The 18,543-nt window shown below is 61.9% G+C and carries 17 protein-coding genes and 2 pseudogenes; 14 read left to right on the top strand and 5 right to left on the bottom strand.

Going from position 1 to position 18,543, the window contains the following annotated elements:
- Nucleotides 1–225 (top strand): annotated as a pseudogene (locus tag BLQ09_RS24095) (IS481 family transposase); the annotation flags it as partial.
- A 176-nt stretch (nt 226–401) separates the two neighbouring features.
- Nucleotides 402–2,204, top strand: coding sequence for an acyl-CoA dehydrogenase (locus tag BLQ09_RS24090; RefSeq protein ID WP_027604967.1), 1,803 nt, complete (start codon nt 402–404; stop codon nt 2,202–2,204).
- Here the strand turns inward: BLQ09_RS24090 and BLQ09_RS24085 are convergent.
- Together BLQ09_RS24085 and BLQ09_RS24080 are read right to left on the bottom strand one after the other, a co-directional pair.
- A complete protein-coding gene (locus BLQ09_RS24085; protein ID WP_017526490.1) occupies nt 2,201–2,491 on the bottom strand; it encodes a cell division protein ZapA in 291 nt (96 codons plus the stop codon). The two genes, BLQ09_RS24090 and BLQ09_RS24085, sit on opposite strands and share 4 nt — an antisense overlap.
- Complete coding sequence (locus tag BLQ09_RS24080; protein ID WP_003187970.1) at nt 2,488–2,718, bottom strand: hypothetical protein; 231 nt, start codon at nt 2,716–2,718, stop codon at nt 2,488–2,490. Before BLQ09_RS24080 ends, BLQ09_RS24085 begins: the two co-directional genes overlap by 4 nt.
- A 275-nt stretch (nt 2,719–2,993) precedes the next feature.
- Between BLQ09_RS24080 and BLQ09_RS32015 the strand changes: the two are divergent.
- The 5 genes and pseudogenes from BLQ09_RS32015 to selO all read left to right on the top strand — a co-directional run.
- Nucleotides 2,994–3,764: pseudogene (locus BLQ09_RS32015) on the top strand (MCP four helix bundle domain-containing protein); the annotation flags it as partial.
- A complete protein-coding gene (locus BLQ09_RS32010) occupies nt 3,747–4,619 on the top strand; it encodes a methyl-accepting chemotaxis protein (RefSeq protein ID WP_371914547.1) in 873 nt (290 codons plus the stop codon). The pseudogene BLQ09_RS32015 and the gene BLQ09_RS32010, both read left to right, overlap by 18 nt.
- 233 nt (nt 4,620–4,852) lie before the next feature.
- Nucleotides 4,853–6,595, top strand: a complete 1,743-nt coding sequence (locus BLQ09_RS24070; protein WP_027604969.1) for a potassium/proton antiporter — start codon at nt 4,853–4,855, stop codon at nt 6,593–6,595.
- A gap of 52 nt (nt 6,596–6,647) precedes the next feature.
- The gene (gene mscK / locus BLQ09_RS24065; RefSeq protein ID WP_027604970.1) at nt 6,648–10,031 is read left to right on the top strand and encodes a mechanosensitive channel MscK; all 3,384 of its coding nucleotides are present in this window, start codon (nt 6,648–6,650) and stop codon (nt 10,029–10,031) included.
- Nucleotides 10,032–10,079: 48 nt separating this feature from the next.
- The gene (gene selO, locus BLQ09_RS24060; protein WP_027604971.1) at nt 10,080–11,543 is read left to right on the top strand and encodes a protein adenylyltransferase SelO; all 1,464 of its coding nucleotides are present in this window, start codon (nt 10,080–10,082) and stop codon (nt 11,541–11,543) included.
- A gap of 18 nt (nt 11,544–11,561) precedes the next feature.
- Here selO and BLQ09_RS24055 read toward each other — a convergent pair whose 3' ends face one another.
- Together BLQ09_RS24055 and BLQ09_RS24050 are read right to left on the bottom strand one after the other, a co-directional pair.
- Entirely contained in the window at nt 11,562–11,963 is a 402-nt protein-coding gene (locus tag BLQ09_RS24055) for a helix-turn-helix domain-containing protein (protein WP_027604972.1), read from the bottom strand.
- Nucleotides 11,964–11,969: 6 nt separating this feature from the next.
- Complete coding sequence (locus tag BLQ09_RS24050; protein WP_027604973.1) at nt 11,970–12,257, bottom strand: type II toxin-antitoxin system HigB family toxin; 288 nt, start codon at nt 12,255–12,257, stop codon at nt 11,970–11,972.
- A 235-nt stretch (nt 12,258–12,492) separates the two neighbouring features.
- On the opposite strand from BLQ09_RS24050, the gene trxC reads away from it, so the two are divergent.
- Nucleotides 12,493–12,927 (top strand): thioredoxin TrxC, encoded by a 435-nt coding sequence (gene trxC, locus BLQ09_RS24045; protein ID WP_027604974.1) that lies wholly within the window; start codon nt 12,493–12,495, stop codon nt 12,925–12,927.
- 77 nt (nt 12,928–13,004) lie between these two features.
- Here the strand turns inward: trxC and BLQ09_RS24040 are convergent, their stop codons facing one another.
- A complete protein-coding gene (locus BLQ09_RS24040) occupies nt 13,005–13,775 on the bottom strand; it encodes a ParA family protein (protein ID WP_027604975.1) in 771 nt (256 codons plus the stop codon).
- Between the two features lie 337 nt (nt 13,776–14,112).
- Between BLQ09_RS24040 and BLQ09_RS24035 the strand changes: the two genes are divergently transcribed.
- The 6 genes from BLQ09_RS24035 to BLQ09_RS24010 are packed head-to-tail and all read left to right on the top strand — an operon-like array spanning nt 14,113 to nt 18,340.
- Nucleotides 14,113–14,832 (top strand): beta-ketoacyl synthase chain length factor, encoded by a 720-nt coding sequence (locus tag BLQ09_RS24035; protein ID WP_027604976.1) that lies wholly within the window; start codon nt 14,113–14,115, stop codon nt 14,830–14,832.
- Nucleotides 14,808–15,620 carry a lysophospholipid acyltransferase family protein gene (locus tag BLQ09_RS24030; RefSeq protein WP_027604977.1) on the top strand — a complete coding sequence of 271 codons (813 nt, stop codon included), beginning with the start codon at nt 14,808–14,810 and terminating at the stop codon, nt 15,618–15,620. Before BLQ09_RS24035 ends, BLQ09_RS24030 begins: the two co-directional genes overlap by 25 nt.
- The gene (locus BLQ09_RS24025) at nt 15,598–15,867 is read left to right on the top strand and encodes a phosphopantetheine-binding protein (protein ID WP_027604978.1); all 270 of its coding nucleotides are present in this window, start codon (nt 15,598–15,600) and stop codon (nt 15,865–15,867) included. The genes BLQ09_RS24030 and BLQ09_RS24025 overlap by 23 nt, the downstream gene beginning before the upstream one ends.
- A 9-nt stretch (nt 15,868–15,876) precedes the next feature.
- Complete coding sequence (locus BLQ09_RS24020; protein WP_003187949.1) at nt 15,877–16,131, top strand: acyl carrier protein; 255 nt, start codon at nt 15,877–15,879, stop codon at nt 16,129–16,131.
- A complete protein-coding gene (locus BLQ09_RS24015; protein ID WP_027604979.1) occupies nt 16,128–16,673 on the top strand; it encodes a COG4648 family protein in 546 nt (181 codons plus the stop codon). Before BLQ09_RS24020 ends, BLQ09_RS24015 begins: the two co-directional genes overlap by 4 nt.
- On the top strand, nt 16,670–18,340 hold the full coding sequence (locus tag BLQ09_RS24010) for an acyl-CoA synthetase family protein (protein ID WP_027604980.1): 1,671 nt from the start codon (nt 16,670–16,672) through the stop codon (nt 18,338–18,340). The genes BLQ09_RS24015 and BLQ09_RS24010 overlap by 4 nt, the downstream gene beginning before the upstream one ends.
- Nucleotides 18,341–18,543: the final 203 nt, after the last annotated feature.

Here is an 18,543-nt window from a genome sequence, read left to right as displayed (position 1 = left end):
TGCTTGCCCGATGTGGAATATCCGGCAGAAATGAAAGTTCGAAGCGTCAGGCAGGACGGATCGATCAAGTGGAACGGCAAGTTGGTATTTATCAGCGAGGCGCTGTCCGGGGAAAGGATAGGGCTCAAAGAAGCTGAAGATGATGCTTGGGATTTGTACCTGTGTGATTATCCCTTGGGGAGGCTTGGACGAGGTATGACCCGCGTCCAGGCCTCAAATGTGTAAACGATGTCCCCGGTTTCAGATGTAAACGATGTCTACGGTTCTACACCCCTCCCACATTTGATCGCATTTCAATTCCCCTCCCCGCGTTCTGCCTCTTCATCACCCAGATCAATCTTGCTATCCAGTCTTTATTCGCGCACTTAGACTCAGGCCAATTCCTCCAAAGGTAAGCCGCCATGTCCGAGACGCTGCTCAGTTCCCGCAATCTGGCTTTCGAGCTGTATGAAGTCCTCGATGCCGAGGGCCTGACCCAGCGCGAGCGGTTTGCCGAGCACAATCGCGAAACGTTCGATGCCGCGATCAGCACGGCGCGCAGCATCGCCGAAAAGCACTTCGCCCCCCACAACCGTAAGAACGACGAAAACGAACCGCGCTACGAAAACGGCGCAGCCATCCTGATTCCGGAAGTCAAACCGGCGGTGGATGCGTTCCTGGAAGCCGGCTTCCTCAATGCGGCCCGCAGCTTCGAAGCCGGTGGCATGCAGTTGCCGACCCTGCTCTCTCAAGCCTGCTTCGCTCATTTCCAATCTGCCAACGCGGCCTCGACGTCCTACCCGTTCCTGACCATGGGCGCCGCCAACCTGATCGAAAGCTTCGGCACCGAGGAACAAAAACAGCGCTTCCTGCAACCGATGATCGAAGGCCGCTTCTTCGGCACCATGGCCCTGACCGAGCCCCATGCCGGCTCATCGCTGTCGGATATTCGTACCCGCGCGGAGCCCGTGGCTGACGGCAGCTATCGCCTCAAAGGCAACAAGATCTTCATCTCCGGCGGCGACCACCCGCTGTCGGAAAACATCGTGCACATGGTGCTGGCCAAGCTGCCGGACGCGCCCGCCGGGGTGAAGGGCATTTCGCTGTTTATCGTGCCCAAGTTCCTGGTCAACGACGACGGCAGCCTCGGCGCGCGCAACGACGTGCTGCTGGCCGGGCTGTTTCATAAGATGGGCTGGCGTGGCACCACTTCCACGGCACTGAATTTCGGCGATAACGGCAACTGCGTCGGCTATCTGGTGGGTAAACCGCACCAAGGCCTGAGCTGCATGTTCCAGATGATGAACGAGGCACGCATCGGTGTCGGCATGGGCGCGGTGATGCTCGGTTACGCCGGCTATCTCTATTCGCTGGAATACGCCCGCGAACGCCCGCAAGGCCGCTTGCCCGACAGCAAGGACCCAGGCACCGCGCCGGTCTCGATCATCCAGCACGCCGATATCAAGCGCATGCTGCTGACGCAAAAAGCCTACGTCGAAGGTGCCTTCGACCTGGGGTTGTACGCCGCGCGGCTGTTCGATGACACCACCACACTGGAAACCGAGGCCGAACGCAAACAGGCCCATGAACTGCTGGACCTGCTCACCCCCATCGTCAAATCCTGGCCCTCGGAGTTCTGCCTCAAGGCCAACGAACTGGCGATCCAGATCCTCGGCGGCCACGGTTATACCCGCGAATACCCGGTGGAGCAGTACTACCGCGACAACCGCCTGAACCCGATCCACGAGGGCACCCATGGCATCCAGTCCCTGGACCTGCTGGGGCGCAAGCTGGCGCAGAACGGCGGCGCGGGCCTGAAGCAACTGATCCGGCTGATCGCCGACACGGGCGCACGGGCACAGGAATATCCAGGCCTGACGGCATTGAGAGAGCCGCTGGAGCACCTGGTCAGCCGCCTGCAAAGCGTGACCATCGGCCTGCTGACGGATCTCGCCCAGGGCAAGGTCAACAGCAGCCTGGCGAACTCGGCGCTGTACCTGAAGGTATTCGGGCATACGGTGATTGGCTGGCGCTGGCTGGAACAGGCGATTCGCGCCGAAGAAGGGCTGGCCAAGGGCAATGTGGCCGATGTCGCCTTCTATAAAGGCAAGCTCCAGGCTGCCCGGTACTTCCTGACTTGGGAGATTCCGGGCTGCCATCATGAACTGGCGATTCTGGAGGCACGGGATGATACGTGCCTGGGGATGCAGGATGAGTGGTTCTAGGGCTGGATCGCCTTGGAAATCACCTCGACCGTGGCGCTGACTTGCTCTTGGTAACGGTCGAGTTCCTGCTGGTGAGCCTGCTGCATTTCGATCTGCTCGGCGCACAGGTTCAGCGCCGCCAGCACCAGTAGCTTGTCACCGATCAGGGTCGGGTACTTTTTCTTGGTGGTGGCCAGGGAGGCCTTGAGCATGGTCACGGCGTGCATCAGAGTTTTATCTTCCCCGGCCGGGGCCTTGATCGAGTAATCCTCTCCGAGAATCGAAACGACCTTTATGCCTTCATTCATGCGCTGACAGGGCCTGCGCTCACGCGCTCAACCAGCGCCTGGATCCGCGCTGCGGTGGCGCCGTGCTTTTCTTCCTGCTCCATCAGGTTCAGTTGCAGGCTGTCGTTCTCATCCTTGGCGCGAGCCAGTTCGGCCTTGAGGGATTCGTTGCTGCCCAGTAGCTCCTGATTCTGCTGTACCAGGTCGCTGACCAGTTGTTCCAGTTGGCTGAGGGATGCTTCTAACATTTTGATTTCTCGGGCTTTTTCAAAGGGCGGTGACGATAAAGAAAATTCACCTCGGATGCCAGGGTTATCCCTGGCGCGCAGCCCGTTTTCAAGGGCCGGGCCACGCTTTCGAGCCTTAGTGACTGCATTTCCCCCATCTGGTTCCTGAATCCGCGCAACCCCTCGTCAGATGCGACAAAAACGCACAGCCCCCTCTAGACTTTAGTCGTACGCCCGATAGAGAGGCACACCCCGTCTCATGACCGCACGGATTGCGCCTCTCCCAGGATTTCCGCATGTCGCTTCGTAATATGAATATCGCTCCGAGGGCCTTCCTCGGCTTCGCGTTTATTGGCGCGTTGATGTTGTTTCTAGGCGTGTTCGCCCTGAACCAGATGAGCAAGATCCGTGGCGCCACCGAAGACATCACCCTGTCCAGCGTGCCAAGCATCCGTGCCCTGGATGAGTTCACCCAACTGACCCTGCGCCTGCGCGTGCTGTCTTACCGCTTGCTGACCAACCGCGAGCCGGATGTGCAGCAAAAGACCCTGGAAGCCTTCGAACTGCGCAACCAGCAGATTCGCGCCGCCCAGGGCGTCTACGAGAAACTGATCGAAAGCAGCGAAGAACGTAGCACCTACAACGAATATGTAAGCCTGCTGGGCCAGTACCATCAGATTGAAGAGCGCATGAAGAGCCTGTCACGGGCCAACCAGGTGGATGAGCTGCGCAGCCTGCTTAACACCGAATTGCTGAGCAACTCCGAGCAGGTCAACGCCGTGCTGACGCGCCTGCTGGACCTCAATAACAAGATGGCCCTGGCCACCAATCAGGAGGCCGAAGACCAGTACAACGCGGCCTTCAACCTGGTCGTGGGCCTGCTGGTGATCGCCACGCTGCTGACCCTGCTGTTTGCCTGGCTGCTGACCCGCAGCATCACCCTGCCGATTTCACAGGCACTGGAAGCGGCGGAAGAAGTCGCCGAAGGCAACCTGACACGGCCGATCAAAGTCGACGGCAACGATGAAGCCGGGCGCCTGCTCGCCGCCATGGCCAAGATGCAGGACAAACTGCGCGACACCCTGCAACGCATCGCCGGCTCCGCCACCCAACTGGCTTCCGCCGCCGAGGAACTGAACGCCGTCACCGACGAAAGTGCCCGTGGCCTGACCCGGCAAAACAACGAAATCGAGCAAGCCGCCACCGCCGTCAACGAGATGACCAGCGCCGTGGAAGAAGTCGCACGCAATGCGGTGAGCACCTCGGAAGCCTCGCGCAACGCCACCACGTCTGCTGGCGACGGCCGCGACCTGGTGCAGGAAACCGTCAGCGCCATCGAGCGCATGAGCGGCGATGTGCAGGCTACCGCCACCCTGATCGGCGAACTGGCCAATGAGTCGCGCGATATCGGCAAAGTGCTGGACGTGATTCGCGGCCTGGCCGACCAGACCAATTTGCTGGCCCTGAACGCGGCGATTGAAGCCGCACGCGCCGGTGAAGCCGGTCGCGGGTTCGCGGTGGTCGCCGATGAAGTGCGGGCCCTGGCCCATCGCACCCAGCAGTCCACCAGCGAGATCGAGCGGATGATCGGCAGTATCCAGGCCGGCACCGAGCACGCGGTGGACTCGATGCGCAACAGTACCGAACGGGCGGAGTCGACGCTGAACATCGCCAAAGGCGCCGGGATGTCGCTGGACACCATCAACATGGCGATTGTCGAGATCAACGAGCGCAACCTGGTGATCGCCAGCGCGGCGGAAGAACAGGCGCAGGTGGCGCGGGAAGTGGACCGCAACCTGGTGAACATTCGTGATCTGTCGGTGCAATCCGCTACGGGCGCCAGTCAGACCAGCGCCGCGAGCAGCGAATTGTCACGCCTGGCGGTAGACCTGAACGGGATGGTAGGCCGCTTCCGCCTCTAACGCCCTGCACTGGCTTGAAATGTGGGAGGGGGCTTGCTCCCGATAGCGGTGGATCAGTTAAAGACAAGCTGACTGACATACCGCCATCGGGGGCAAGCCCCCTCCCACATTCAGATCTGCGCCCGACGTTAAAAGCTTTTTGACAGCACCGCAATTCAACAGGTTAGAATCCCTGGCACGCAGACTGCATGGTCAGTTTGCGTCCCGTCTTGTTTGCCCATGGAGTACTGCCTTTGAATGCGACGACCATCAACAGCCTGTTCTTGATCGGCGCGTTGCTGGTGAGTGCGAGCATTCTGGTGAGTTCTCTTTCCTCGCGCCTGGGTATCCCGATCCTGGTGATCATCCTGGCCGTGGGCATGGTGGCCGGCGTCGATGGCGGCGGCATCATTTTCGACAATTACCCGACTGCCTACCTGGTGGGCAACCTCGCGCTGGCAGTGATCCTGCTCGACGGCGGTTTGCGTACACGGGTGGCGAGTTTCCGCGTGGCACTCTGGCCGGCATTGTCCCTGGCCACCGTGGGGGTGTTGATTACCACCGGCCTCACCGGCATGGCGGCGGCCTGGCTGTTTGACCTGAATATTATCCAAGGCCTGCTGATCGGTGCGATTGTCGGCTCGACCGACGCCGCAGCGGTGTTCTCGCTGCTGGGCGGCAAGGGCCTGAACGAACGGGTGACCGCCAGCCTCGAGATCGAATCCGGCAGTAACGACCCGATGGCGGTGTTCCTCACCGTCACCCTGATCGACATGCTCGCCAGCGGCCAGACCGGCCTGCACTGGAGCCTGCTGACCCACCTGGTGCGCGAGTTCGGCATCGGTGGCATCGTAGGCCTCGGCGGCGGCTGGCTGATGCTGCAGATGGTCAACCGCATCAACCTGGCCACCGGCCTGTACCCGATCCTGGTGATCGCCGGCGGCCTGTTCGTGTTCGCCCTGACCAACGCCTTCCATGGCAGCGGCTTCCTCGCCGTGTACCTGTGCGGCCTGGTGATCGGCAATCGCCCGGTGCGTAGCCGTCATGGCATTTTGCATATGCTCGACGGCATGGCCTGGCTCGCGCAGATCGGTATGTTCCTGGTGCTGGGCCTGCTGGTCACGCCCCATGATTTGCTGCCGATTGCCCTGCCGGCCCTGGGCCTGGCGCTGTGGATGATCCTGTTTGCGCGGCCGCTGTCGGTGATGGTCGGCCTGCTGCCGTTCAAAGCCTTCCATGGCCGCGAAAAGGCCTTTATCGCCTGGGTCGGCCTGCGCGGCGCGGTGCCGATCATCCTGGCAGTGTTCCCGTTGATGGCCGGCCTGCCCCATGCGCAGCTGTACTTCAACCTGGCGTTCTTTATCGTGCTGGTGTCGCTGCTGGTACAGGGCACCAGCCTGCCGTGGGTGGCCAAGCTGCTCAAAGTGACCGTTCCGCCGGACCCGGCGCCGATCTCCCGCGCAGCGCTGGAAGTGCACGTCACCAGCGAGTGGGAGCTGTTCGTCTACCGCCTCGGCGCAGAAAAATGGTGCATCGGCGCGGCCCTGCGTGAGCTGAAAATGCCCGAAGGCACGCGCATCGCGGCCCTGTTCCGTGGCCAGCAACTGCTCCATCCGTCGGGTAGTACGGTGCTGGAAGTCGGCGATCTGCTCTGTGTGATCGGCCATGAACACAACCTGCCGGCCCTGGGCAAACTGTTCAGCCAGGCACCGCAACGCGGCCTCGATTTGCGCTTCTTCGGCGACTTCGTCCTCGAAGGCGACGCCCAGCTGGGCGCGGTTTCGGCGCTGTATGGCCTCAAGCTCGAAGGGATCGACCCGGACATGCCGCTGAGCCGCTTCATCACCCAGAAAGTCGGCGGCGCGCCGGTAGTGGGCGACCAGGTGGAGTGGAACAACACCATCTGGACCGTCGCGGTCATGGACGGGAACAAGATTGGCAAAGTCGGCGTCAGATTCCCCGAAGGAAGTCGCCCGGGCCCCGGACTCTTCCTCTAAACTGCGGGGCGACAGCACGCCCCCGATTCTTCACCTTGCTCGATCGGTCTCTATGCCAACCCTGCGCACTTTTCTCGCCACTGCCCTGCTGGGCCTGACCCTTTGTGTCGGCAGCGTCTACGCCGCCGACCCGCCCAGCGCCGACGCCATCCAGCAAACCCTGGACAAGCTGCCGGATCGCAAACTGCCCGACGCCGACATGAAGGCGCTGCAGTCGATCCTGCAACAGACCCTGACCTACCTGGGCAACAAGCAGGATTACGAGCAGCGCCTGGTCGACCTCAAGCGCCAGCTGGAAGACGCGCCGCGCCAGACCAGCGAGAACCAGCGCGAACTGACCCGACTCAAGGCCACCAAGGTCATTCCGGTGGCCCAACGCTACGCCACCCTGCCGGTGCCGCAGCTTGAGCAACTGCTGGTGCAGCGCAGCACCCAGCAAGGCGACCTGCAAAAGGAACTGGCCGACGCCAACAGCCTGACCATCGCCGCCCAGACCCGTCCCGAGCGCGCCCAGACCGAAATCAGCAGCAGCCAGACGCGTATCCAGCAGATCAATGCCACCCTCAAGGCCGGCAAGGACAATGGCAAAGCCCTCAGCGGCGACCAGCGCAACCAACTGAATGCCGAACTGGCTTCCCTGAATGCCCTGATCCCCCTGCGCCGCCAGGAGCTGGCCGGCAACAGCCAGCTGCAGGACCTGGGCAACAGCCAGCACGACCTGATCCAGGAAAAAACCGCGCGCCTGGAACAGGAGATCCAGGACCTGCAAACCCTGATCAACCAGAAGCGCCTGGCCCAGTCCCAGCAGACCGTCACCCAACAGTCCATCGAAGCGCAGAAAGCCGGCGGCAGCAGCCTGCTGGCCACGGAAAGCGCGGCCAACCTGAAACTGTCCGACTACCTGCTCAAGAGCACCGACCGCCTCAACGACCTGACCCAGAAGAACCTGCAGACCAAGCAACAGCTGGACACCGTGACCCAGAGCGATTCGGCCCTGGACGAGCAGATCAATGTGCTCAAGGGCAGCCTGCTCCTGTCGAAGATTCTGTATAAGCAGAAACAAGCGTTGCCCCGCCTGACGGTGGACCGCGACCTGGCGGACGATATCGCCAACATTCGCCTGTACCAGTTCGAGGTCAACCAACAGCGCGAGCTGATCAGCTCCCCCAGCACCTATGTGGATAACCTGCTGGCCAACCAGCCGCCGGCCGACGTCACCCCGCAACTGCGGCGCACCCTGCTGGAACTGGCGATCACCCGCAGCGACCTGCTGGAGCGCCTGAGCCGCGAGCTGAGCGCGCTGCTCAACGAATCCATCACCCTGCAACTGAACCAGAAACAACTGCTCAGCACCGCCACCACCCTGCGCGCGACGCTCGATGAACAGATGTTCTGGATCCCCAGCAACAAGCCGCTGGACACCGAGTGGCTGGAAACCGTGCCGGCGCACCTGAGCAAGCAGGTCACCACCCTGCCCTGGGCCTCCAGCGTCAGCGAGCTGTACGACGGCCTGACCCAGCGTCCGCTGCTGTTTTTGCCGTTGCTGCTGCTGATCGGTGCCCTGTTGTGGCGCCGCAACGCGCTGTACGCGCGCCTGAAAAGAGTCCATCTGGACATCGGCCACTTCAAACGCGACAGCCAATGGCACACGCCCCAGGCGATCCTGGTGAATATCCTGTTGGCGATGCCGGTAGCACTGGGCCTGGCGCTGTGCGGCTACGCACTGCAAATAGATGCCCGTGGACAAAACGCCAACCTCGGCGCGGCCCTGTTGCAGATTGCCCAGGCGTGGCTGGTGTTCTACACCGCCTACCGCATCCTGGCGCCGGGTGGCGTGGCCGAGTTGCACTTCCGCTGGGAAAAGCCCCAGGTCGAATTCCTCCAGGGCTGGGTGCGCAAGCTCGGGCTGGTGGTGCTGGCCCTGGTGGCCGTGGTGGCGATTGCCGAGCATCAACCGGCGGCGCTGGCCGACGACGTGCTGGGCATTGGGGTGGTCCTGACCTGCTACGCCCTGATGGCCTGGCTGCTGGGACGCCTGCTGCTGCACAGCCCGACCCACGAAAAAGCCTCGCTGTTCCGCAAAGCCGTGGGCCTGCTGTTTACCGCCCTGCCTATCGCGCTGTTCATTGCCGTGTGCTTTGGCTACTACTACACCGCCCTCAAGCTCAGCGATCGGCTGATCAACACCCTGTACCTGCTGATGTTCTGGCTGGTCATCGAAGCCACCTTCGTCCGCGGCCTGGGCGTTGCCGCCCGACGCCTGGCCTATTCCCGCGCCCTGGCCAAACGCCAGGCCGCCAAGGAAGCCGGCGAAGGCGAAGCGGTGATCGAAGAGCCGACCCTGGATATCGAACAGGTCAACGAACAATCGATGCGCCTGATCCGCCTGGCGCTGCTCGGCGGCTTTATCGCGGCGCTGTACTGGGTATGGTCGGACCTGATCTCGGTATTTTCCTACCTGGACAACGTCACCCTGTACGAATACACCAGCGGCACCGGTGCCAATATCAGCATGGTGCCGATCAGCATCGGCGACCTGCTCGGCGCGCTGATTATCATCGGCATCACCTTTGCCCTGGCGCGCAACCTGCCCGGCCTGCTGGAAGTGCTGGTGCTGTCCAAGCTTGACCTGGCCCAGGGCAGTGCCTACGCCACGACCACCTTGCTGTCCTACATCATTGCCGGCGTGGGCTTTGTCTCGACCCTGTCCACCCTCGGCGTGAGCTGGGACAAGTTGCAATGGCTGGTGGCCGCGCTGTCGGTGGGGTTGGGCTTCGGCATGCAGGAGATCTTCGCCAACTTTATCTCCGGCATCATGATCCTGTTCGAGCGCCCGGTGCGCATCGGCGACACCATCACCATCGGCAACCTGTCGGGCACGGTGAGCAAGATCCGCATCCGCGCCACCACCATCACCGACTTCGACCGCAAGGACATCATCGTCCCGAACAAGACGTTCATCACCGGGCAACTGATCAACTGGTCCCTGACCGACACCATCACCCGCGTGACCCTCAAGCTGGGCGTGGACTACGGCTCCGACCTGGACCTGGTGAAGGAATTGTTGCTCAAGGCTGCGCGAGAAAACCCAAGGGTGTTGAAGGAACCGGAACCCCATGTGTACTTCCTCAACTTCGGCGAAAGTACGCTGGACCACGAACTGCGCATGCACGTGCGCGACCTCGGTGACCGCAACCCGGTGATCGACGAAGTGAACCGCTTTATCAACCGCGAGTTCAAGAACCACCACATCAACATCTCGTTCCGGCAGATGGAGGTGTACCTGAAAAACCTCCACGGCCAGGAGTACAAGCTGGTGCCGGTGGAGGACGAGAAGAGAACCATCGTCGGACCGACCGAGGCGCCAGATGTGCCGGAGCCGCCGGACGGCAAAGTGGCGGATGCACCCGAGCCACCGCCCAGCAAACTCGACTAAACGCCCTATCCCCAGCAGAATGCTCGGACATTCTGCTGGAGATGGCCGGTGAAAGCCCTCGACGAACTGACCTTCGACAACCGCTTCGCACGCCTGGGCGACGCGTTCTCAACCCACGTATTGCCCGAGCCCCTCGACGAACCGCGCCTGGTGGTGGCAAGCAATGCCGCCATGGCCCTGCTCGACCTCGACCCTGCCGTGGCGCAAACGCCGGTGTTCGCCGAGCTGTTCAGCGGCCATAAGCTGTGGGCCGAAGCCGAGCCGCGGGCAATGGTCTACTCCGGGCACCAGTTCGGCGGCTACACCCCGCAGCTGGGCGATGGTCGGGGATTGCTGCTGGGCGAGGTATACAACGAGGCCGGCGAGCATTGGGACCTGCACCTCAAGGGTGCCGGGATGACGCCCTACTCGCGCATGGGCGATGGCCGCGCGGTGCTGCGCTCGTCGATTCGGGAGTTCCTGGCCTCCGAAGCGCTGCATGCACTGGGCATCCCCAGCAGCCGTGCGTTGTGCGTGATCGGCTCCAGCACCCCGGTCTGGCGTGAGAAGCAGGAACGTGGGGCGATGGTGCTGCGCCTGGCGCCCAGCCATATCCGTTTTGGTCATTTCGAATATTTCTACTACACCAAAAAGCCCGAACAGCAGGCCGAGCTGGCCGAACACGTGTTGAACCTGCATTACCCCGAGTGCCGCGAACAGCCCGAGCCCTACCTGGCGATGTTCCGTGAAATCGTCGAGCGCAATGCCGAGATGATCGCCAAATGGCAGGCCTATGGTTTCTGCCACGGCGTGATGAACACCGACAACATGTCGATCCTCGGCATCACCTTCGACTTCGGGCCGTTTGCGTTTCTCGACGACTTTGACGCGCACTTCATCTGCAATCACTCGGACCATGAAGGACGTTACTCCTTCAGCAACCAGGTGCCCATCGGCCAGTGGAACCTCAGCGCGCTGGCCCAGGCGCTCACGCCATTTATCAGCGTCGATGCCTTGAAAGAAGCCCTTGGCCTGTACCTGCCGCTGTACCAGGCCCACTACCTGGACCTGATGCGCCGCCGACTGGGGCTGTCCACTGCCGAAGACGACGACCAGAAGCTGGTGGAGCGGTTGCTGAAGCTGATGCAGAACAGCGGCGTGGATTACACGCTGTTCTTCCGGCGACTTGGGGATGAATCGGCAGCGCTGGCGGTGGCGAAGCTGCGCGATGACTTTGTCGACCTCGCCGGGTTCGATGCCTGGGCCGAGCTGTACACGGCCCGTGTTGCGCGGGATGGGGATTACAGCGAAGAGCAGCGCCGTGAGCGGATGCATGCAGTGAACCCGCTGTACATCCTGCGCAACTACCTCGCACAGAACGCTATCGCCGCCGCCGAATCAGGCGACTACAGCGAAGTGCAGCGACTGCATGAGGTGCTTTCCAAGCCGTTCGAGGAGCAAGCGGGGATGGAACAGTACGCGCAACGACCGCCGGATTGGGGCAAGCATTTGGAGATCAGTTGTTCGTCGTGATACGCGCCATGCCCACGGTTAGATGAACAGGTCGACCGGCACCTTGAAAAAATCCGCCAGCCAACGAATCTGTCGCACGTTCAGCTGGCGTTTTCCACTGAGGATTTCCGAGACCACCGATTGAGCGCCAACACCCGGCAAATCACTCTGAGTCAGGCCATGCTCCTGCATCATTGATCGCAGTACGTCGACACCGCTCGCCTCAGGCATCGGCCAATGCTCCAGGTCATAAGCCTCGACCCAGTCACCGATGATATCGACAACGCCCATCAACGGATGGGCTTCGTCATCCCCGACGATATCCAGTAATTCGTCGAGCGCCTCCACCAACACATCGTAGTCAGCCTCGGTTTTGGGCTTGCGCAGCAGCGGTGATACGAATTGCCAATGCTCGGCCACCTGCTCAATCAGCACACTCATTTTCAATCACTCCTTCCATTTACCCTTGTCGTATTCCCGATGGTCCAGCACATGCCGAATATAAAGCCGCTGCATTCGGTAGCGCACAATCGCAATGAGCCGTAGCTTGTTACCACCGATGTTGAAGACGTGTAATGCCCCCACCTTATCCACTGCAGGAAAAATCAATTTCAACGCCGCGAAGTCTTCGGGATTGAGGACTTTGACTTTCCGATACCACTCATCCAAAGCAGTGGCTGAATGAGGCCACTTCAACTTGGCACTTCGGATTTGTTTCGCACTGATTACACGCATGCAACATCCCTATCGCATATTGCTATGAAGGTTAAACCCGAACGCCGACTATCGCAATTTGCTATGGCACCGAACGGACCAATGGTGCTATTTCGAACAAGCACTTCCAGCCTAGATAGGCATGCGCCAATCGACATTTGCGAATCTGTTAGCACATGCGTCGCCACCCCCGAGCTTGATAAAGCTGATGCCTGACTCCAGATAGGGAGCATTGGCCACATCCACGGAGCCCACCATGTCCGAACCTCTCGTTATCCCCTGCCCCCATTGCAACGGCCTCAACCGCATCCCCGCAGAACGCCTGGGTGATACGCCCAAGTGCGGGCGCTGCAAGCAACCGGTTCTACTGGGCAAGCCTTTCGAGCTGAAACAAGGTGACTACGCCAGTCAGATCAAGGGCGACCTGCCGCTGCTGGTGGATGTGTGGGCCGATTGGTGCGGGCCGTGCAAGTCGTTCGCGCCGGTGTTTGAACAGGCGGCCGGGCAGCTGGAAGGCAAGTGCAGGCTGGCCAAGCTGGACAGCGAGGCCAATCAGCAGCTGTCGGCACAATTGGGGATTCGTTCGATCCCCAGTCTGATTCTGTTCAAGAACGGCCGCGAAGTGGCGCGCCAGAGCGGAGCGTTTCCGTTGCCGCAGCTGATGAGCTGGTTGCGTAGCCAGGGGGTGTAATCGGACCTGGAGAACAATGCTGGACAGTGTGGGAGGGGCTTGTCCCCTCCCACAGAGGTTTTGTGTCGCCAGCAAAATCAGGCGTTTTCCAGCAGGTTATGCAGCTCCACAAATTGCAGTGTGAGCTTGTGCCGTGGATCCAGGTGGATCAGCGGCTTGTTCTCCTGGTGCGACTCGCGCATGCGCACCGAGCTGGCCAGGTACACCGGCAACACCGGCAAGCCCTCGGCAATCAACTCATCGAGCATTTGCTGCGGCAGGCTCGCCCGCGCCTGGAACTGGTTGACCACGATGCCTTCCACTTCGAGGCCTTCGTTGTGGTCTTCCTTCAATTCTTCGATTTCAGCCAGCAGGCCATACAGGGCCTGGCGCGAGAAGCTGTCGCAATCGAAGGGGATCAACACACGATCAGCGGCAATCAGCGCAGAAACCGCATAAAAGTTCAGGGCTGGCGGGGTATCCAGGTAGATCCGGTCGTAATCTTCGCCCAGCTCATCGAGCAGCTTTCGCAGCTTGTTGATCTTGTGCTTGGCCTCAAGCTTGGGCTGCAGGTCCGCGAGTTCGGCGGTGGCGGTAATGACGTGCAGGTTGTCGAAGGGGGTTTCGTAGATATCGACCTTGTTCTTCTTCGAAAACGGCCCGGAAGACAGGGTTTGCTTGAAAAAGTCCGCGATCCCCATGGGGATGTCGTCGCCAGTCAGCCCCGTCAGGTATTGGGTTGAATTGGCCTGTGCATCGAGGTCCACCAACAGGGTTCGATAGCCTTCGCTGGCGCTGACCGCCGCCAGGTTGCAGGCGATGCTCGACTTGCCAACACCGCCTTTTTGATTGAACACCACGCGCCGCATGGAAAAACCTCCGTGTATCAATGAATGTCCGAGTGTAGAGGGCAAAAGCGCCTGTTAGCTACCTCGTTCATCGATGCATTGCTGCATTGCATCGGGTCTGTCATATGTCGCGTACAAATGAAAAGGAAGTGTCCGACGATCCAAGTTGCCCCTCGTTGAAGGACAATCTGTAAACCTTCCCGACTTATTTGTAATCGGCCTTGCACAATTCTTTACCAAAGTTTGCTAGAACCCCGCAGCACCGGGATAATGCGCGCCACTCGGCGATTGCTCCTTGTCCCGGTATTCGGGGCCAAAAGCCGCACATGGAAGCCCGCAGGGGCGGGATAACTTCTCAGTGATCAACTTCAACATCGCCCAATGGCGCGCCTGGGCCCCCGGCCTGGAAAGCGCGGACGACTGGCACGCCTGGTGCCAGGCCCCGGTGTTGCTGCCTGCCAGCGATGCCTCGCCCGACGTGTCGTTCCTGCCGGCCATGCAGCGCCGCCGCCTGAGCCGCCTGGCGCGCATGGCGTTCAGCGTAGGCTGGCCGCTGGCCGACGGCCTGCAAGACCTGCCGCTGGTGTTTGTTTCCCGGCATGGCGAAACCCCGCGCACCCTCGACATCCTCAGCGACCTGGCCAACGACCAGCCGCTGTCGCCGACCCAATTCAGCCTGTCGGTGCACAACGCGGTGATTGGCCTGTGGTCGATCCTGCGCAATGAAACCAGCGAAATGACAGCCCTCGCCGCCGCCGGCGATGGCCTGGAGCACGGCATGCTCGAAGCCGCGGCCCTGCTCAACGAAGGCGCTCCGGCGGTATTGCTGGTCATCACCGAAGAACAGCCGCCCGAGGCCTACGCCAGTTGGATCGTTGACGTGCCGTTTCCCTACGCCCTCGGCCTGCTGCTGACGCCAGGCGACGAGTGGCAACTGGAACTCAGCGCCGGCACTGTCCAACCCACTCAAACCCAGTGGCCCCACGCCCTGAACCTGCTGCGCACCCTGCTTACCGAACAGGGCGCCTGCCAACATGCCTGGAAGAACCGTGTATGGAACTGGCAACGCAAGTCGTGAACGATAAGCCACGGGATGCCTACTACTGGCGCCTGTTCGCCACTGCCGCGAGCTTCTTCGTGTTCGGCGTCGGCGGGTTGTGCCTGCGTTTGCTGGTCTTTCCCCTGCTCAGCTGCCTGCCGGGCAACGTAGAAAGGCACCAGCGCCGCGCCCGCCATACCATCAGCAAGCTGTTCTGGTTCTTTATCCGCCTGATGCAACGCGCCGGCGTGCTGACCTACAGCGTCGAAGGCGCCGAAAGGCTCGGCCAGCCGGGCCAGATGATCATCGCCAACCACCCTTCGCTGATCGACGTGGTGTTCCTGATCGGCCTGATGCGCCAGACCAATTGCGTGATCAAGCAGAGCCTGTTTCAAAACCCGTTCACCCGTGGCCCGGTGCGCGACGCGGGTTACATAAGCAACGACGGCAGCGCAGACATGCTCGACGCCGCCGCTGACGCCCTGCGCAACGGCCAGACGCTGATCATCTTTCCCGAAGGCACCCGCACCACCCCCGGCGTGGCGCCCGCCTTTCATCGCGGGGCCGCCGCCATTGCCCTGCGCGGTGCGACAATCATCACCCCGGTAGTGATCAAGGTCAGCCCCACCACTCTGACCAAGGCAGAACCCTGGTATCGCATCCCTAAATGCCGTTTTCACTTCAGTTTGCGCGTGGGGGCCGATATAGAACCACAGGCGTTCGCAACACTGGGGCCCGCGCCCCAGGCCTCACGCAAGCTCAACGATTACCTGCACCATTATTTCATTAAGGAGCTCGCCGAAGATGAGCGACCAACACCGCCTTGAGCACGATATAAAGCTGTTGATCATCGAGGCCCTGGGCCTGGAAGACATCAGCGCCGATGACATCGGCAGCGACCAAACCCTGTTCGGCGAAGGCCTGGGCCTGGATTCGGTAGACGCCCTGGAATTGGGCCTGGCGATCCAGAAAACGTACGGCATCAAGATCGATGCCGACGCCAAGGACACCCGCAATCACTTCACCAACGTGGCCAGCCTTGCGGCGTTCGTCACGGCCAGACAGGCAGCTTGAGACCGGACCATGCAAACTCGTGACGATATTTTCAACACCCTGCGCGATGCCTTGGTGGAACTGTTTGAACTGCCCCCGGAGCGCGTCACCCTCGACGCCAACCTGTATCAGGACCTGGAGATCGACAGCATCGATGCCGTGGACCTGATCGACCATATCAAGCGCCAGACCGGCAAGAAGATCGCCGCCGAAGAGTTCAAGGCCGTGCGCACCGTCAACGACGTGGTTGAGGCGGTGTACCGTCTGGTCCAGCCTGCCGCATGAGCCGGCTGATCGGCCTTGGCCTGTTATTGGCGGGGCTGTTGTACCCGTTTGCGGTGTATTACGGCACCGAGCACTTTGCGCCCTGGCAATTCGGCCTGCTGCTGGGCAGCCTGTGGCTGCTGCGCGCGGTCACGGGTGCGGCGCGCCCCGGCAGCCGCTGGATAGCGTTGGCGGTGATCGTGTTTTGCCTGGCCCTGGCCTGGTTCGACAACCCGCACCTGTTGCGCTGGTACCCGAGCCTGGTCAGTGCGTTCATGTTGGCGCTGTTCGGCCTGAGCCTGAAATACGGCCCGCCGATGGTGGAGCGTCTGGCGCGCATGACCGACCCGGTGCTGCCGCCGCACGCGATCGTGTATACGCGCCAGGTCACCGTGGTGTGGTGCGTGTTTTTTCTGTGTAATGGCCTGCTCGCCGCCGCCCTCACCCTATGGGCGCCGTTGAGCTGGTGGACGTTGTACAACGGCTTGATTGCCTACGGGCTGATGGGGCTGTTGTTTGCCGTGGAATGGCTGGTACGACAAAGGGTTCGAGGCCGCGTATGAATGGGTTGAATCTTGAGCACCTGTTGCTCGAGCCGCTGGAACAGCGTTTGGTGACCACCGAACCTGCGATGAATCACGCCCAGCTGTGGGAGCACTCCCTGAGCCTGGCCGCCGGGCTGCAAGCCCGTGGCATCCAGCGCCTGGCCCTGCACCTGGAAGACGCCGGCCTGCTGGCGATTGCACTGCTGGGCGCCTGGCGCGCCGGGGCCAGCGTACTGCTGCCCGCCGATCTGCAACCCCAGACCCGCCAACGCTGGGACGCGGTTGTCGACGCCTGGCTGACTGAAGCGGCAGACCTGGACGCGCTGTATCAAGCACCGTTGAGCCCGGCCGCCCTCGACCTGGACACCTGCCAACTGAGCCTGTGCACCTCCGGCTCCAGCGGCGAACCCAAGCGTATCGACAAGACCCTGCGCCAGTTGGCCAATGAAGTCCAGGCCCTGGAAGCCCTGTGGGGCGCCGACCTGAAAGACGCCTGCATCATCGGCAGTGTCGCCACCCAGCACATCTACGGTTTGCTGTTCCGTGTGCTGTGGCCGCTGTGCGCCGGTCGCAGCTTTGTGCGCCGCCAGCTGGCGTTTCCGGAAGACATGCAACGCGCCAGCCGCGAACACCCGCAATTCGCCTGGGTCGCCAGCCCGGCGCTGCTCAAGCGCATGGGCGACAACCTCGATTGGCCGGCGCTGAGCCAGGTATCGCGGGTGTTCTCGTCGGGCGGCGCCCTGCCCATCGAGGCGGCCGGCAGTCTATACGAGCGCTTGCAGCAATGGCCGACCGAGATCCTCGGCAGCTCGGAAACCGGCGGCATCGCCTGGCGCCAGGGGGCGCAACCCTGGCAGCCGTTCGCCGATGTACACCTGAGCCAGGACGCCGACGGTGCCCTGCGCATCGCCTCGCCGTACTTGCCGGTCGGGCACATAGAACAAACCGCTGACGCGGCGCGCATCCATGCCGATGGTCGCTTCGAACTGCTCGGGCGCCTGGACCGTATCGTCAAGCTGGAAGAAAAACGCATCTCCCTGCCCATGCTTGAGCAGGCGCTGATGGCCCACCCGTGGGTCGCCGAAACGCGCCTGGGGGTGGTGCAGGAAAACCGCGCCTCCCTCGGCGCGCTGGTGGTGCTCAGTGCCGACGGCCTGCACGCCTTGCGCAACCAGGGCCGACGGACTGTCACCCAGACCCTGCGCCAGCATTTGAGCCAGCATTGCGAAGCCCTGGCGCTGCCACGTCGCTGGCGGCTGCTGCGCCAGCTGCCGCTGAATGCCCAGGGCAAACTGCCCCAGGCCGATGTGGCCGCGCTGCTGCTGGCGCCCCGGCCCAAGGCGCCGGAAGTGCTGGAGCAAGTCGAAGTCGATGGCGAATGGACCTTGCAACTGAGCGTGCCGCCAGACCTGGCCTATTTCAGCGGCCACTTCCCGGTCACTCCGGTATTGCCCGGCGTGGTCCAGGTGGAGTGGGCGTTCAACCTCGGCCAACAACTGCTCGATCTGCCCGCCACCTTTGCCGGCATGGAAGTGCTCAAGTTCCAGCAACTGGTGCGCCCCGGCGACCGTATCGAACTGCACCTGCGCTTTGACCAGGAACGCGGCAAGTTGTATTTCGCCTACCGCAACGGCGTCGCCGCCTGCTCCAGCGGCCGCATCCAATTGGAAGCGGCCCATGCATAAGCTTTTGTGGCGAGCGGGCTTGCCCCGCGTTGGGCTGCGTAGCGGCCCCAAAACCTGCGCCGGAGGTCTGTCTGACACGTCTCGGTTACCTTACTGGGGCCGCTCCGCGGCCCAACGCGGGGCAAGCCCGCTCACCACAACAAGCCCGCTCGCCACGACAAGCCGGTTCACTACAACAAGCCCGCTCACCACAGGTTATTTAC

It is taken from the genome of Pseudomonas sp. NFACC25, assembly GCF_900100935.1.
GTDB classification, from domain to species: Bacteria; Pseudomonadota; Gammaproteobacteria; order Pseudomonadales; family Pseudomonadaceae; genus Aquipseudomonas; species Aquipseudomonas marginalis.
The sequence above is the reverse complement of the archived record's forward strand: the minus strand, read 5'-3'. Positions and strand labels throughout refer to the sequence as shown.

Bases quoted from the DNA above. Each gene is read 5' to 3' on its own strand.
- BLQ09_RS24055 (WP_027604972.1), bottom strand. From the start codon at position 11,963: ATGAGTGTGCTGATTGAGCAGGTGGCCGAGCATTGGCAATTCGTATCA.
- BLQ09_RS24030 (WP_027604977.1), top strand. From the start codon at position 14,808: ATGGAACTGGCAACGCAAGTCGTGAACGATAAGCCACGGGATGCCTAC.
- BLQ09_RS24040 (WP_027604975.1), bottom strand. From the start codon at position 13,775: ATGCGGCGCGTGGTGTTCAATCAAAAAGGCGGTGTTGGCAAGTCGAGC.
- BLQ09_RS32010 (WP_371914547.1), top strand. From the start codon at position 3,747: ATGGCCAAGATGCAGGACAAACTGCGCGACACCCTGCAACGCATCGCC.
- BLQ09_RS24020 (WP_003187949.1), top strand. From the start codon at position 15,877: ATGCAAACTCGTGACGATATTTTCAACACCCTGCGCGATGCCTTGGTG.
- BLQ09_RS24015 (WP_027604979.1), top strand. From the start codon at position 16,128: ATGAGCCGGCTGATCGGCCTTGGCCTGTTATTGGCGGGGCTGTTGTAC.
- BLQ09_RS24085 (WP_017526490.1), bottom strand. From the start codon at position 2,491: ATGAATGAAGGCATAAAGGTCGTTTCGATTCTCGGAGAGGATTACTCG.
- BLQ09_RS24050 (WP_027604973.1), bottom strand. From the start codon at position 12,257: ATGCGTGTAATCAGTGCGAAACAAATCCGAAGTGCCAAGTTGAAGTGG.
- BLQ09_RS24025 (WP_027604978.1), top strand. From the start codon at position 15,598: ATGAGCGACCAACACCGCCTTGAGCACGATATAAAGCTGTTGATCATC.
- trxC (WP_027604974.1), top strand. From the start codon at position 12,493: ATGTCCGAACCTCTCGTTATCCCCTGCCCCCATTGCAACGGCCTCAAC.
- BLQ09_RS24080 (WP_003187970.1), bottom strand. From the start codon at position 2,718: ATGTTAGAAGCATCCCTCAGCCAACTGGAACAACTGGTCAGCGACCTG.
- BLQ09_RS24090 (WP_027604967.1), top strand. From the start codon at position 402: ATGTCCGAGACGCTGCTCAGTTCCCGCAATCTGGCTTTCGAGCTGTAT.
- mscK (WP_027604970.1), top strand. From the start codon at position 6,648: ATGCCAACCCTGCGCACTTTTCTCGCCACTGCCCTGCTGGGCCTGACC.
- BLQ09_RS24010 (WP_027604980.1), top strand. From the start codon at position 16,670: ATGAATGGGTTGAATCTTGAGCACCTGTTGCTCGAGCCGCTGGAACAG.